This window comes from Ralstonia psammae, from assembly GCF_958405935.1.
Lineage (GTDB): Bacteria > Pseudomonadota > Gammaproteobacteria > Burkholderiales > Burkholderiaceae > Ralstonia > Ralstonia psammae.
In genome coordinates this window covers 133,832-147,705 of record NZ_CATZBU010000001.1, presented here as the reverse complement: position 1 = coordinate 147,705, position 13,874 = coordinate 133,832, and the positions used below count along the sequence as shown (strand labels likewise).

The window sequence follows — 13,874 nt, the reverse complement described above, 5'->3', positions numbered from 1 at the left end:
AAAGGCAACCGACGTGATTCTTGCTACCTACTTCGACGGCCGTACCTCGCGCGCGCAACCCGTGCGCCTTGCCGTCGAGGCGGGCGAGGCGGTGCTGTTCAACCCCGAGGGCACGGCGCTGCGCCGCGCGCCTCTCTCTACGCTGCGGGTCTCGGAGCGCGTCAAACATGCACCGCGCTTGATTACGTTCGAGGACGGCGCGTTTTGCGAGATCACCGACCCCGCGGAGCAGGCGTCACTGAACGTGCTGCTGCATCGCACCGGCTATCGCGAGGGATGGGTCGTGCTGGCGCAGAACAGCTGGAAGCTGGCGCTGGGCTCACTGCTGGCCATGGTGGTGGTGCTGGCGCTGGGATATCGCTACGGTTTGCCCTGGGGCGCCAAGGTGGTGGCCGGCATGGTGCCGCAGCGGGCGGAGGCGCAACTCGGGCGCAGCACGCTGAAGGCAATGGACGAGCGCTGGCTCAGGCCGAGCAAGCTGCCGGTGGCGCAGCAGGACCGCATCCGCGCACGCTTCACGGCGCTGCATAGGCCGCCGCAAGCCACGCACACGTATCACATCGTTTTTCGTGACGCCGACATCGGCGCCAATGCTTTTGCGCTGCCCGGCGGCGACATTGTCGTGACCGACGCGCTGGTCAAGCTGGTGGGTGAGGGCGATGGTCTGACGGGTGTGCTGGCGCACGAGGCGGGCCACGTTGAATATCGCCATGGGCTGCGGCAGGTGATTCAGTCGTCTGCCATCGGGGCAACGGCAGCGCTGCTGTTTGGCGATGTCTCGACCATCCTGTCGGGCGTACCGGCAGCGCTCTTGACGCTGCGCTATTCGCGTGACTACGAGCGCGATGCCGACCGCTATGCCGCGCTGCTGTTGCAGGAGAACGGCCTGTCCGTCGGCGCGTTTGCCGATGTGCTGCAGGCGCTGGAAGACACGCATGGCGGTACGCGCAAGGCAGATGCCGCGAAGAAGCCCGACGCTGCCAGCGATGACGATGCTTCGGCGTTCTTCTCGTCTCACCCGCTGACGCGCGAGCGCATCGACACGCTGCGCCGCTTCGACCGCACGCACGGCGGCAGCGACAACGGCGACGCAGAATAGCGGGAGCGGGAATGACGAGGGCGCATCAGCGGAACGTCCAGAACCGGTGCAGCACGAAAGTCAGGGGCGGCACCGTCGTCAGAATGCCCGCCAGCCCGATCCAATAGCTCAGGCCCAGCGTCTGCGCACACCACGAAATCGCGAGCGTCAACGCCAGGCCCAGCAGCGAGACAGCGTAGAAGCGCAGGAAGTTGGTGCGCGCCGGCTTGGCCGAAAAACTCCACAGGGCGTTGAGCAGGTACGAGCACACATTGGCGCAGACAAACGCCGCTCCGTTGGCTGCGACCTGAGTTGCAGAGAAGCCACCGATGAGCGCCATGGCAATCGCCACATGCACCCCGGTGGCGACGACGCCCGAGACCCCAAAGCGGAAGACGCGGATCAGCAGCATGCGATCCGGCAGCGGCAGCACGCCTGCAAGTGCGTTCATGACGGTTGATTCAGCGTGCCGCATGAGGCGTCTCCGGTTGGCATCAGCGACGTGCGGCGTGACTGCGCTGGCGTTCTCCTTGCGGCTGGCGCAGTCGGGCGCTGGCAATCGGAATCACCTGCCGGCTGTTGCTGCCCTGCACGCGGCTGCGGGGGCGGCGCTCCTGATAGCGGCGCTTGACCAGGTAGATCGGCCGGCCCTTGGCTTCGTCATAGATGCGGCCAACGTATTCGCCGATCATCCCCAGGCCGATCATCTGCAGCCCGCCGAAGAACAGCATCAGCGACAGCTCCGAAGCGTAGCCCGGCACCACCACGCCGAAGATCATCGTGCGCACGATGATGAACGCGCCATAGCAGAAGGCCAGCGCGGCGACGAGCGCGCCGAGATACGTCCAGCTGCGCAACGGCAGTGTGCTGAAACTCGTGATGCCCTCCAGCGCGAAGTTCCACAGCCGCCAGCCCGAAAACTTCGACGTGCCCGCGCTGCGTTTCTCGCGTTCGTACTGCACGATCACCGTGCTGAAGCCTACCCACGCGAACAGGCCCTTCATGAAGCGGTGCCGCTCCGGCAACTGCTTGAGCGCGTTGACCACGGCGCGGTCCATGAGGCGGAAGTCGCCCACATTCTCGGGCAGCTTCAGGTCGGACAGTCGGTTGTGGATCCGGTAGTAGGCTGTGGCCGTCACGCGCTTGAGGAACGAATCGCACGCGCGGTTGGCGCGCTGCGCGAGTACGACTTCGGCGCCCTTGCGCCAGTGCGCAACCAGCGTCGGGATCAACTCCGGCGGGTCCTGCAAGTCGGCATCGATTGGGATGACGGCATCGCCCTGTGCCTCGTCCAGGCCTGCGGTGAGTGCGGCTTCCTTGCCGAAATTGCGGGTCAGGTCGACCACGCGCACGCGGGGATCGGCATGTGACACGGCGACGAGCTTGGCGAGCGTGTCGTCTGCGCTGCCGTCGTTCACGCACACGATCTCGAACTGCATGCCGTCGATCGATTCCAGGATCGGCACCACGCGGGCGAAGAACAGGTGCAGTGCATCGCCTTCGTTGTAGAACGGTGCGACCAGGGAAAGCAGTGGCGTGTCGTGTTGGTCTTGATGATTCGGCTGCATGGCTTCCCCCAAAACTTTGATGGCGATACGCAGACCTATGGCTGGCCTGTCGGTGGTTATGCGGTGGTGCGTGCGTTGGCTGCTGCCGGCATGCTCGATGTAGATGCCGGGCCGGGCTTGGCGTTGGTGGCGTGGCCGGCGGTGTGCACTCGCGCGTGCGTGAGCGTGCGATACACGACCATTGCCATCATGGTCACCAGGAAGAACGGCCCGACCTGCGGCAGGTGGAGCAGCGGGTTGGTGAACTCGAACACCGGCAGCAGCCACGCCGCAACAAGCAGCGCGCGCTCCGCACTCGACAGGCCGAAGCGAACACCGTGGCTGATGTAGCCCGCAATGGCCACGACGAGCCAGGTCAGCTCATACGCACGCACATATGGCGAGATCAGCAGCGTGGCGGTTGCCAGCGCTGCAACGCGCAGCCCCGTATCTGTTGTGCGGCGCCATACGGCGGCGGTTGCAAATAGCGCCAGCACGGCCATCGACACTTGAATCGCATAGGCGAGTTTGATGCCGATGCCGGCGGCGCGTGCTGCCGCCAGGAACGTTGGCATGACATACCAAGCCGTGCCGCCGTGTTCGACCAGGTTGGTCTCGGCCCAGTGCGCACTCTGGAAGAAGGCGGGCACCGTGTCCCAGCCGCACACGGCAATGCTGGCGGCGCTGAACAGCACAGCGGTGATGGCTGCGCTTGCCATCGTCTTCCATGCGCGGCTGACGAGCAGCACCACGGGAAACAGCAGCGCCAGTTGTGGCTTGATGGCCAGCAGGCCAATGGCAACGCCGGCCAGTACGGGGCGCTTGTCGAGCCACCCGACGGCAGCAGCAGCCAGCCCCGCGGTGAGCATGGAGTTCTGCCCCATTAGCACCGTCACGAACACGGCCGGCGAGCTGACCACCGACATCCACGCGTGCTGACGTGCATCCACCTTGTTTCCAAGCAGCCCGATCGTGGCCTTCACATAGAGCCCACCGGTGGCCAGCATGAACAGCAGATAGCTCGGCCACAGCGGCAACAGCGACAAGGGCAGCACCAGCAGCAGGAAGGTCGGCGGATACAGCCAGGGCAGAATGCGCTCGCTGCCCGCTTCCAGCGTGCCGTACTGGTTGATCACCACCATGATCTTGTCGATGTCGTAGGCGTGCAGTGGGTGCTCATGCAGTGCGATGTGCGATGCGCCCCAGAACACGGAGAAGTCCGACGCCGGCCCGGTGATGCGTGTGTCGGTGAAGCCGTTCGTCACCCAGGCACCCAGCGCGAAGATCAGCAGGAATACGGCCAGCATCACCTTGCTGCCCTTGCGCACCGTGTTGGCGTTGATCCAGTGGCGATCGGCCATCGGCTGCACGTGTTCTTGTTGTGGTGACTCGCCCATGGCACTTTCCCCGTGGATGGTCTGCGTGCCTAGTTCGCCAGGCGCGGCGGCACATAGGCGCCGTAGTTGGTGCCGGAGCCGCCGCCGCTGACCTTCGTGTTGGTTGTGAAGTTGCCCTCGATGTAGGAGTGCGTGCCGTTGGTGAAGATTTTCGTGATCGTGAAGCCGGCAAACGCAACCACGGGCGAGCTTGATCCGGGGACGACGTTGGCCACCACGGGCATCGTCACGGTATAGGGCAACGGAGGAATCGCGTTATAGACGCTGGTTTTCACGCCGGTGGAGATGTTGATGCTGTCCCCAACGTTGACGGTTGTCGGGTTGCCGCTGCTGACCAGACCCTTTTCTGTATTGGCGTCGGTCGCGCCGCCAAAGCCGGTCCACTCACCGCTAGCGCAGGTGTTGGTGCCGGGCGGGTAGCTGGCGTCGATGTCGATCACGTACGGCTTGCCGGTCGATGGATCGAGCAGTGGCTGGTTGGTGCTGTAGTTCCAGTACAGATCGAACAGGCACTTGTTGAGCGCCACAGGAAACAGCGCTCCGGGGTTGGCGCTGCCGGGCGCGGCGATGACGGCGACCGCCGTGGCGCGGATATCCGCCGTGCCGCCACCAAACACCCATGTGAGCCAGCCTTTGACCGCGCCGCCGTTGACACCCGAGGCGCGCGTAATGGTGACCTGCACGCCTGGCACGTCGTTCTTTCCCGGTGTGATGGATTGTGCTTGCATGCCGGCAGGGCTACCGGTCAGGTTCCAGTAGCCGGCCGTGACGGTGCCGGTAGCGAGCTTCGTGCCATCAGAAGCATTGAGCGTGACGGCGTTGGTGCCTTTGGTGACGCCATTGCTCCACTGCGGCGTGGGACTGATCGGGTTGAGCCCCGCCGCGCCTGCCAGCGCCGCCGCATCCGCCGCGTTTTGCAGCTCATTGCGCACCACATACAGGTGCGCCACGTCGACGGCGATGGCGCCAACCGACAGGAAGACGACCAGCAACATCGGGGCGATCATTCCGACCGCGCCGCGTTGCCGTAGAGGAAGGGCTCGCTTGGTCATGGCATACCTCGCACAGTGCAAGAACTGCGTGTTACTCGCAGAGCATGGTGGTCTGCGCACTCATCGCCAGCGATCCGGTGAAGGGCGCCAAGTGGCCCAGCACCAGGCCAGTGAATGTGTATGACACCGTGACTATCAACTGATTGCCGCTTCCAGCGGTACACGTTGTCGTTGGTGATACTGATGCCGTGCAATTTGAGGCGGCGCCGAACGTCACCAGACGGTTCTGGCAGTAGTTGGTCGCCACGCTCTGGATCTTGGTGCTGGTCGGCACCGGCGAGCTGAAGACCACACCCGCCCGCGCAGCTTCGCGGCTCGCGTTGGTGATGACGGCCTTGTCGTACCACGCCGCGCCAAATTCGACGATGCCGAACACGACCAGCAGCAGGATCGGAAAGACCAGGGCGAACTCGACACCGGCGGCGCCGCGCATCTTGCGCGTGCGGGCAGGGCGGTGCGCGGTACGTTGGTTGGCACGGGAGCGCATGATGGTCTCCTTGGAGCGATGGCGGGTCGGCTGTTTGACTTCGACTTACTGTTGGGCTGCGACCGAGCGCAGCGCGCCGATCACCTGGATGGCAGCCGGGCCAAGCAGCACCACAAACAGCGATGGGAAGATGCAGAAGATCAGCGGGAACAGGATCTTGGTGCCGATCTTGGCCGCGCGTTCTTCGGCCAGCATATGGCGCTTGGTGCGCAACATGTCCGAATGCACGCGCAGCGATTCCGCCACGCTGGTGCCAAAACGGTCAGCCTGGATCAGCATGGCCACAAGCATGCTCACGTCTTCCACGCCGGTGCGGGCGGCCAGGTTGCGCAGGGCCTTTTCACGGGCGAGGCCGGCCCGCAGTTCGAGCGTCAGCAGTTCGTACTCTTCGGCCAGCGCAGGGCGTGCGTGGCGCATTTCGTCCACCACGCGCAGCACGGCGGCATCCAGCCCGAGGCCCGCTTCCACGCACACCATGATGAGGTCCAGACTGTCCGGGAACGCTTCGAAAATGTCGCGTTGGCGGCGGCGGATCTTAGTGCGCAGCACGATGTTCGGCAGGTAGAAGCCAATCAGTGCGGCACCGAACAGCACGCTCAGGTATTCGTTCTGGTGGTTGGCATCGAAGCGGCCCAACAGCACCACCGACAGCAGCAACGGCAACCCCACCGCCAGAACCGTCTTGATGCCGAAGTAGATGGCGGGCGCTTCCGGAGACCGCCAACCGGCATGCACAAAGCGCGTGCGCAGGTCCGACGTTTCCCAGCCGTCTTTGGGCAGCGATGCCTTGGCCAGCGGCTTGGCGATCTGGCCGATCTTGTGCAGCCAGTCGTTGGAGGTGTCCTGCGGCACGAGGCTGGGCGCCTCACGATCGATCTGCCCGAGGCGCCGCTGCAGCGCGCTCGGCCGCAGTACGTTGAGCGCAACCAGCACCGCCCCAAAGACGATGATGAACGTGCCGCCAAGCAAGATTGTCTGTGCGATCTGCATGTCCGTCCAGGGTTGCCCCCGCCTCCGAATTCTGTTCTGTGCTCTATGGCGCCGATGTCATCTCAGATGTGGATGCGTACGATCTGGCGGATCCACAACACGCCCACGCAGGTCATCACGATGGCGGTCCACATCATCTGGATGCCGGTCGGGTCTTTCCACAGCGTGGACATCAATTCCGGGTTCAACTGGTAGACCACGACTGCCATGCCCGGCGGCAGCGCGGTCAAGATCCAGCCGCCGAGTCGGCCCTCTGCCGAGAGCACGCGCACCTTGTCAAGCAATTGCAGGCGCTTGCGGATGAGCGAGCCCACGTTGTCCAGGATCTCGGCCAGGTTGCCGCCCGACTCGCGCTGGATGAGGATGGCGATCACCAGGTAACGGAGGTCGTCCACCGGCACGCGGTCGGTCAGCCCGGCCAGCGCGTCGTTGAGCGTGACGCCGTAGTTGATCTGGCCGAACACCATCGCCAGCTCTGTGCCGATCGGCTGCGGCAGTTCATCACCGGCCATCTCCAGCGCGCTGGGCAGCGAGTGCCCGGCACGCAGCGCACGGCTGATGAGGTCGGTCGCTTCCGGCAGCTGTGCTTCGAGCTTCATCAGCCGGCGCGTGCGTCGATGCAGCACGTAGAACAGCGGCAGCGATGCACCTGCAACGGCCAGCCCAGCCGATGCGAACCACGGCGGATTGAGCGCCGAGATGCCGATGACAACCACGACCGGCACGACCAGTGTTAGCGCCAGAAAGCGTGCGACCGACCAATCGAGCCCCGATTGCAGCAACAGCAGGTCGAGCCGATTGACGCGCGGCAGCTTGCCCAACAGTGCCGCCACCTCCTGCGATTCCGCCAGCACGCGCTGCTTGAGGATGCTCTCGTTGGCGCCGTGCCGCGCGCTGCTGAGCAGGGCCATCTTCAGCCGCTGGCTCAGGCGCTTGGCGGTCTGGCTGTGGCGGCTGTCCCACCACAGATACGCACTCGATACTCCCAGCACAATGGCCACGAAAACCGAGAGCGTGAAACCGATCACCATGGTGTCCATGTCGGCTCTCCTTTAGACCTCGTATTGAACCGAGGGGTCGTACAGCGTCTCGGGCAGATGGATGCCGAAGGCCTGCAGACGTTCCGAGAACTTGGGCCGCACGCCCGTGGCGCAGAAGTGGCCCTTGATGCGGCCCTCAGCATCGATGCCCTTGCGGCGGAAGGTGAAGATCTCCTGCATGTTCACGACCTCGCCTTCCATGCCGGTGATCTCCTGCACGCTGACCAGCTTGCGATTGCCGTCGGTCAGGCGTGTCACCTGCACCACCACCGTCAGTGCCGAGGTGATCTGCTGGCGCATCGTCTTGGGCGGCAACTGCAGGCCCGCCATGCTGACCATGTTCTCCAGCCGGGTCAGCGCATCGCGCGGCGTGTTTGCGTGAATGGTGGCGAGCGACCCTTCGTGCCCGGTGTTCATGGCATGCAGCATGTCGAGCGCTTCGGCACCGCGCACTTCGCCGAGGATGATGCGATCGGGGCGCATCCGCAGCGCGTTCTTCACCAGCGAGCGTTGCGTGATCTCACCGCGGCCTTCGATGTTGGCCGGGCGCGTTTCCAGGCGCAGCACATGGTTCTGGCGCAGTTGCAGCTCGGCCGCATCTTCAATGGTGACGATGCGTTCGTTCGCGGGAATGTAGCCCGAGAGGATGTTGAGCAGCGTGGTCTTGCCGCTGCCGGTGCCGCCCGAGATCAGGATGTTGAGCTTGGCCTTGACCATGGCATCGAGCAGTTGCGCCATTTCCGGCGTCATCGTGCGGAAGTTGACCAGGTCCTGGATCGTCAGCGGGTTGACGGAAAAACGCCGGATCGACAGCAGCGGCCCATCAATGGCCGAGGGCGGAATGATCGCGTTGATGCGCGAGCCATCGGGCAGCCGTGCGTCCACCATCGGGCTGGACTCATCAATGCGGCGGCCGACGCGCGACACCATCTTTTCAATCACGCGCATCAGGTGTGCGTCGTCGTGGAATGTCACGCTGGTCAGCTCGAGCTTGCCGCGGCGTTCCACGTACACGTACTGGTGTGTGTTGACCAGGATGTCGGAGATGGTCGGGTCGGCCAGCAGCGGTTCGAGCGGGCCGTAGCCGAGCATCTCGTCCTGCACGTCGGAGACAAGGCGGCGCCGTTCGCTCTCATTGAGCTGGTGCTTGCCTTCATCGACGATTTGCTCGACCAGTTGCGCCAGCTCGCGCTTGATCTGCTCGGGCGTGAGCTGCTGCAAGCGGCTCAGTTCCACGCGATCGATGATGATCTGGTGCACATCCTGCGCCACCTGCTGATAGGCCGCGCTGGTGTGGCCGTTCGAGCCGTTGGCGTACGCAACGCGTTGCGGTAGCGCCTCGCCGGCTTGCTGAAAGAGTTGTTCTCGCAATGACATGATGGGCTCCACGCGATCGATGGGTTAGGCACGCGTCAGGCGCGTACGGGCGCCGGCACTTGGTTGGCATGGCCGAACAGCTTGCGCAGCAGGCCGTCGCGCTGGGGCTGCGTGGCAGGAAAGAGCTGGCGCGCCATGTCCAACAGCGCACGGCTGATCTGGCTGTTTTCGGCCACATCCAGCACAGGCCGGCCCTGGTTGACCGAGTCGCGCACGGTGGCCGGGTCATACGGCAGCACATGTGCAATGGGCATGCCGAACGCGCTTTCCATGGTGTTCTGCGTGAACGGCACGCGCTTGTCGTACTGGTTGACGAGGAGCTTCAGCCGTTCTGCGCGATAACCGAGCGAGCTGCAGATCTCCATCAGGCGGCGGCCAGCGCGCAGGTAGGCCAGGTTCAGTTGCACCACGGCGTAGATCGCATTGCTGTGGTCCAGCACCAAGATCGACGCCGGGTTGATGTCCTGTCCCAGGTCAAACACCACCACGTCGTACATGGACGCGGCCAGCGTCAGAAGGCGCTCCAGATGCATCGCCTTGATCTCGCCCGCCTTGATCGGGTCACCGGCGCCGGCCAGTACGTCGAAGTTGGTGCTGACGTGCGTCACGCAGGTATCGAGCAGCGCGGCATCCAGGCGGTCGATCTGGTTGCAGACATTGGCCAGCGTTGCCGGCGGGGTCTGGTCCGTCACCAGGAAGGCGGCATCGCCATATTGCTGGCAGAGATCGACCAGCAGCACGTGCTTGCCGTGCCGTGCGCTGAGCACGTGCGCAAAGTTGGCGGCGGTGAAGGTGGTGCCGCTGCCGCCCTTGCACGAGAGGAACGACAGCACTTGGCCTTCGTTGCGCGAGCCGGACAATGCGTGGCTCGTGCAGCGTTGCAGCTCGTCGCGAAATTCGTGCGCATCGGGCGGCCAGGGCAGCACGCATTGCACGCCGGCGCGCATGGCACGCATCAGCAAGTCGGCAGACGGGTTCTCCGTCAGCAGCATGCACAGCGTGTCGGGGCGGTCCGTCGTCAGGCGGCGCAGCTGCTGGATGTCGTCGGTGCTGAAGCTGGCCGCTTCCAGGATCAGCAGGTCGGCGCCCTGCGCAAGCCCCGGTTGGCCGAGTGCCTGGGCCGGGGCGGCACACATGCGCTGAACGACATGGCTGCTGGCCTGTGCAATCAGACCTGCGAGGTATTGCAGGTGCGATTCGTCGGCGGATACGAGAGCGATCTTGGCCATGGCCGGGCTCCTGTGAGCGTCTGGTGACGCGCCGCGGGTGGCGGCGCGTTTTCCTCTTTCTGCGTTCTTGCGTGTTGCGGCCTACCGGCCTTGGGCATCCAGGCTGCTGCCCGAGCCCACACCCACCGTGAAGGCGCTGACATCGGCCGACGGCTTGACGAACTGGGTGTTGTAGCGGTCCATGGCGGCGGTGGCGGCACGCCCGTCGACGCCGGTCACCGGGTTTGTGTTGGCCGATGCATTCGGGTTGAGCGTCTGCATGGCCTGCACCGAGCGGACGGCTTCACCGAAGTGTTTGTCGTACTCCGGGGTGGAAGTCATGCACCCGGCCAGGGTGAGGGCGACTGCGCTGCAGAGTCCCGCACGCGCCAGCTTCGAAGTGATGTTCATGATCGTCTCCTTGAAGGTTGAGCGGTCGGGTCAGTCATGGAAGGGCTGTTCGCCCATCGACACGAAACGGCGTGCGCCGGGTGCTGGCGCCATGGCGGCAGGCGCGGGCGGTGTGCCGTTGTCGGCCGGTGCTGCAGGTGTCGTGGCGGCTGCGGGTGCTTGCGCTTCGGCTGCGGTGTCGGCTGCAGCAGGCGCGCGCGCGGCGGGGGCTGGCGCTTGAACAGGTTCGGCTGCGGGCGCTGCGGCGGCGGTTGCGGTTGCAGCCTCGGCCGCCTTGGGTGCCGGCAGTGCGGAAGCCGGTGCAGCCATGGCGGCCGGTGCCTTGGCCGGCTTGGCCTTGTGGCCTTCCATGTTGCCGTTGAGCAGGATCTCGCCGGTGTTGACCTGGCCGAACGTATCGGTCGGCAGCGGGTAGTCGGCGGGCAGCGGCTTGACCAGGCGCGGCGTGACCACGAACACCAGCTCCGTCTGGTCCTGCTGGAAGCTCGTGCTCCGTGCCAGGGCACCGATCACGGGCAGCTCGCCAACACCGGGGATGGCCTTGAGGCTGCCCGTGATGTTGTTCTTGATCAGCCCGCCGATGGCGAAGCTCTGGCCGTCGTGCACCTGCAGCGTGGTGGACGCGCGCCGGGTGGTGATCAGCGGCAGGATCTGCGTGTTGTTGCTGTTGGGCGCGGTCACTGCCACGCCTGTCGGCGACAGTTCGGACACCTCCGGCGACACCTTCAGGTTGATGCGGCCGTTCTCCATCACCGTGGGGGTGAAGCGCAGGCCCACGCCAAAGGTCTCTTCCTGCAGGATGACCGTGCTGGTTCCGCCCACCGCGGCGCCTTGCGCCACCGGAATGAACACCTTGCCGCCAGCGAGGAAGCTGGCTTCCTGTCCGCTGATGGCCATCAGGCTCGGTTCTGCCAACACCTTGACGAGGCCGTCGCCTTTCTGTGCATCGAGCGCGAACTTGAGCGGCAGGCGGTTGTTCTTGCTGAAGTTCACGATGTCGTTGGAGCCCGACAGGAAGTTGGCGAGCGCGCCCACCGACCAGCTGCCGAAGGCACCGTTGACGTTCAGCGCCGAGCCCATCTGGTCAATCAGGGTCTTGGAGACTTCCGCCACTTTCACTTCCAGCATCACTTGTTGCGGGGCTTCCACCGCCATCATGTTGATGATGCGCGGGCTGCGCAGCGCTGTGCCGTTCTGCCCGCCGGCATTCATCTGACCGGCGGCTTGTTGACCGCCGCCGCCCCCTTCATCGCGAACGGGGCCGCGCGCCTGGCGTGTGACAAACGCATTGGCGATGTCCACGATCTTCTGCGCCTGCACAGAATCGGTCACCGTGCCGCCCAGCACAATGCTGTCGGCTGCGGCCGAGACTTCGACGTTCTTTGCACCCGGCACCAGTCGGCGCAGTGCAGCTTGCAGGCCGGCCGGGTCTGCGCCCACCGACACATCGATCACCGTGCACGATCCACTGCGGCCCTGCACGATCATGTTGGTGGAACCGACTTCCAGCCCCAGCACGTACAGCGTCTGCGGGGACACCAGCATCGCCTGCACCACGCGCGGGTTGCCCACGGTGCGGCTGCGTACGGGTTCCGGCAACTGCACCATCGTCGACTTGCCGATGGGGACGGTCACCTCGCTGTGCTCGCGCATGGCGCCGGTGCAGTTCGGCCCCTTGGGGGCTGATTCGCGGCTCGCTTCGGCATTGCTTGCGCTGCCGATGGTCAGCTGGATCGGCCCGCTGGCCGACATGCTCGTCATACGCATGGGCTTGTTCGGCGCCGCAGCGTTGTTGGTCAGGATGGCGGACTCCACACCGACCTGCGCGTACGCCGCACCTGCCCAAAGCCCCCCCAACATGGCTACTGCGGTTGCAGTCGCCTTCATGTACGTCCCCATGCAGCGTGTCTCGCCGCGTTGCGTGATGAGTCGGTTCATGGTGATCCCCCAGATTGGTTGTTCTGCAAGACAAGGCCGGTTGTGTTTGCCTGTGACCGTGCCGGGGCCCTCTTCCTGGGGCCTTTGGTCTGTTCTTCCTGTTTTCTTGTTGATCGCTGCCCGTGTGTTCAGTGGCGCGTTTTGCTTCAGAAGCACTCGGCGCCGCGATCCACACCGGCAATCACGCCGATGCAGTTGCCGGGCGCCCGCTGCACAGCGGCCACGCGGCGTACCACCTGCACCGTCTTGGTCACCGGCACCGCCACGGCGGCCGTGATGGCGGGCTCCTTGAGCAGCGTGCTCTTGGTTGCGCCATTGGTATCTGCGGGTTGCGGGTCGACCTGGTTGCGCAGCACCAGCGAGAGCGTGCCCACGCTGCGTGCGAGGTCCAGCTTCTCAGCTTGTTCGGGCGTGACTTCCAGGGTGACGGCGTTGACGACCTTGGGCTTGGTGTCGTCGCGGTTGACCTCTTGTGCGACGGCCAGCACCAGGATCTTTTCCAGCACGATCTTCGAGATCGATTGGTCGGACCGATCACCCGCCGCCGGCTTGCCGTCTTTGCTGTCTTGCAGCGTGTTGACGATGATGTCGACGTAGCTGCCCGGCAGAGCGAAGCCCGCCACGCCCACCACGTCATTCACACGCACGGTGATGGCGCGTTTGCCGTCGGCAATGACGGCCGACAATCCACCTGCCGTGCCTTGCGGCGTGAGCTTCGATTCCAGTACGGGCTCGCCGCGTGTCAGGCTTGCGCGGACGACCCGGCCACTAAGCGCCTGCGTGTCGGAGATGGCGCCCGGCGGCAGGCTGGCGGTCGGCCAGTCCACCACCTTGACGAAGTCCGGCGACAGGCGCTGGCCGAGGTCAATATCGGCTGCGGCCACCGCCACCTTGGTGATGCCGCTGCTGCTTTGCTGCGTGAGCCAGCGCGAGGCAAAGACCACCGCCGCAAGGCCGGCGATCGTGGCAATCAGCAGCATGGAGAGAATGCGCAGGTTTTTCATTTCCCAACCCCACTCAGATGGTTCTCAATCCCACCGCCACTTGGTCCGAAGACACGTGACGGGCATGCACGGCCGGCCAATGCGCCGGTCAGCCGAAGAAGACGGTGAAGAGGGAGGTGCGTGCCAGGATGGGCGTGGCCCACAGGCATGGCGATGGGGCGCCGCGCAGGTCCTGGCTTGCCCGATGGTGCGACTGGATTGACGCATGTCACTTCTCCCCGGTCTTGGACCGTTCTTGCGTGGTCCTTGATGCCTCGTATGTCTGGCGCGTGCCTGGTGGCGTTCATTCCGTCAGGCTGTCTGCGGCGACGCCGTGTGCTTGTTCTGCACCGCGTCGGCACGCGT

13 protein-coding genes are annotated in these 13,874 nt (G+C 64.9%); 1 reads left to right on the top strand and 12 read right to left on the bottom strand.

Annotation, left to right across the window (positions count from 1 at the left end; translation table 11 throughout):
- Window positions 1-13: 13 nt before the first annotated feature.
- Window positions 14-1,099, top strand: a complete 1,086-nt coding sequence (locus tag R2N16_RS00720) for a M48 family metallopeptidase (RefSeq protein WP_316663571.1) — start codon at window positions 14-16, stop codon at window positions 1,097-1,099.
- A 25-nt stretch (window positions 1,100-1,124) separates the two neighbouring features.
- On the opposite strand, the gene R2N16_RS00715 is transcribed toward R2N16_RS00720, so the two are convergent.
- From R2N16_RS00715 to cpaB, 12 genes are all read right to left on the bottom strand, one after another.
- The gene (locus R2N16_RS00715) at window positions 1,125-1,553 is read right to left on the bottom strand and encodes a GtrA family protein (protein WP_316663569.1); all 429 of its coding nucleotides are present in this window, start codon (window positions 1,551-1,553) and stop codon (window positions 1,125-1,127) included.
- A gap of 19 nt (window positions 1,554-1,572) precedes the next feature.
- Window positions 1,573-2,646, bottom strand: a complete 1,074-nt coding sequence (locus R2N16_RS00710; protein ID WP_316663566.1) for a glycosyltransferase family 2 protein — start codon at window positions 2,644-2,646, stop codon at window positions 1,573-1,575.
- A gap of 56 nt (window positions 2,647-2,702) precedes the next feature.
- Complete coding sequence (locus R2N16_RS00705; protein WP_316663564.1) at window positions 2,703-4,022, bottom strand: glycosyltransferase family 87 protein; 1,320 nt, start codon at window positions 4,020-4,022, stop codon at window positions 2,703-2,705.
- Between the two features lie 29 nt (window positions 4,023-4,051).
- Entirely contained in the window at window positions 4,052-5,074 is a 1,023-nt protein-coding gene (locus tag R2N16_RS00700) for a TadG family pilus assembly protein (protein WP_316663561.1), read from the bottom strand.
- A 31-nt stretch (window positions 5,075-5,105) separates the two neighbouring features.
- Window positions 5,106-5,561 carry a TadE/TadG family type IV pilus assembly protein gene (locus R2N16_RS00695; RefSeq protein ID WP_316663560.1) on the bottom strand — a complete coding sequence of 152 codons (456 nt, stop codon included), beginning with the start codon at window positions 5,559-5,561 and terminating at the stop codon, window positions 5,106-5,108.
- A gap of 45 nt (window positions 5,562-5,606) precedes the next feature.
- Entirely contained in the window at window positions 5,607-6,551 is a 945-nt protein-coding gene (locus tag R2N16_RS00690) for a type II secretion system F family protein (protein WP_316663558.1), read from the bottom strand.
- Window positions 6,552-6,613: 62 nt separating this feature from the next.
- Window positions 6,614-7,591 (bottom strand): type II secretion system F family protein, encoded by a 978-nt coding sequence (locus R2N16_RS00685; RefSeq protein ID WP_316663556.1) that lies wholly within the window; start codon window positions 7,589-7,591, stop codon window positions 6,614-6,616.
- Between the two features lie 12 nt (window positions 7,592-7,603).
- The gene (locus R2N16_RS00680; RefSeq protein WP_316663553.1) at window positions 7,604-8,968 is read right to left on the bottom strand and encodes a TadA family conjugal transfer-associated ATPase; all 1,365 of its coding nucleotides are present in this window, start codon (window positions 8,966-8,968) and stop codon (window positions 7,604-7,606) included.
- A gap of 35 nt (window positions 8,969-9,003) precedes the next feature.
- Window positions 9,004-10,197: a CpaE/TadZ family protein gene (locus R2N16_RS00675; protein WP_316663550.1), complete on the bottom strand. Its 1,194-nt coding sequence runs from the start codon at window positions 10,195-10,197 to the stop codon at window positions 9,004-9,006.
- 81 nt (window positions 10,198-10,278) lie between these two features.
- Window positions 10,279-10,587 (bottom strand): hypothetical protein, encoded by a 309-nt coding sequence (locus R2N16_RS00670; RefSeq protein WP_316663548.1) that lies wholly within the window; start codon window positions 10,585-10,587, stop codon window positions 10,279-10,281.
- A 30-nt stretch (window positions 10,588-10,617) separates the two neighbouring features.
- Entirely contained in the window at window positions 10,618-12,525 is a 1,908-nt protein-coding gene (locus R2N16_RS00665; RefSeq protein ID WP_316663546.1) for a type II and III secretion system protein family protein, read from the bottom strand.
- Between the two features lie 146 nt (window positions 12,526-12,671).
- Window positions 12,672-13,529 carry a Flp pilus assembly protein CpaB gene (cpaB, locus tag R2N16_RS00660; protein ID WP_316663543.1) on the bottom strand — a complete coding sequence of 286 codons (858 nt, stop codon included), beginning with the start codon at window positions 13,527-13,529 and terminating at the stop codon, window positions 12,672-12,674.
- Between the last annotated feature and the right edge of the window lie 345 nt (window positions 13,530-13,874).

Excerpts from the sequence above, each read along its gene's own strand:
- R2N16_RS00690 (WP_316663558.1), bottom strand. The coding sequence starts at position 6,551 with ATGCAGATCGCACAGACAATCTTGCTTGGCGGCACGTTCATCATCGTC.
- cpaB (WP_316663543.1), bottom strand. The coding sequence starts at position 13,529 with ATGAAAAACCTGCGCATTCTCTCCATGCTGCTGATTGCCACGATCGCC.
- R2N16_RS00700 (WP_316663561.1), bottom strand. The coding sequence starts at position 5,074 with ATGACCAAGCGAGCCCTTCCTCTACGGCAACGCGGCGCGGTCGGAATG.
- R2N16_RS00685 (WP_316663556.1), bottom strand. The coding sequence starts at position 7,591 with ATGGACACCATGGTGATCGGTTTCACGCTCTCGGTTTTCGTGGCCATT.
- R2N16_RS00675 (WP_316663550.1), bottom strand. The coding sequence starts at position 10,197 with ATGGCCAAGATCGCTCTCGTATCCGCCGACGAATCGCACCTGCAATAC.
- R2N16_RS00680 (WP_316663553.1), bottom strand. The coding sequence starts at position 8,968 with ATGTCATTGCGAGAACAACTCTTTCAGCAAGCCGGCGAGGCGCTACCG.
- R2N16_RS00710 (WP_316663566.1), bottom strand. The coding sequence starts at position 2,646 with ATGCAGCCGAATCATCAAGACCAACACGACACGCCACTGCTTTCCCTG.
- R2N16_RS00715 (WP_316663569.1), bottom strand. The coding sequence starts at position 1,553 with ATGCGGCACGCTGAATCAACCGTCATGAACGCACTTGCAGGCGTGCTG.
- R2N16_RS00670 (WP_316663548.1), bottom strand. The coding sequence starts at position 10,587 with ATGAACATCACTTCGAAGCTGGCGCGTGCGGGACTCTGCAGCGCAGTC.
- R2N16_RS00665 (WP_316663546.1), bottom strand. The coding sequence starts at position 12,525 with ATGAACCGACTCATCACGCAACGCGGCGAGACACGCTGCATGGGGACG.
- R2N16_RS00705 (WP_316663564.1), bottom strand. The coding sequence starts at position 4,022 with ATGGGCGAGTCACCACAACAAGAACACGTGCAGCCGATGGCCGATCGC.
- R2N16_RS00695 (WP_316663560.1), bottom strand. The coding sequence starts at position 5,561 with ATGCGCTCCCGTGCCAACCAACGTACCGCGCACCGCCCTGCCCGCACG.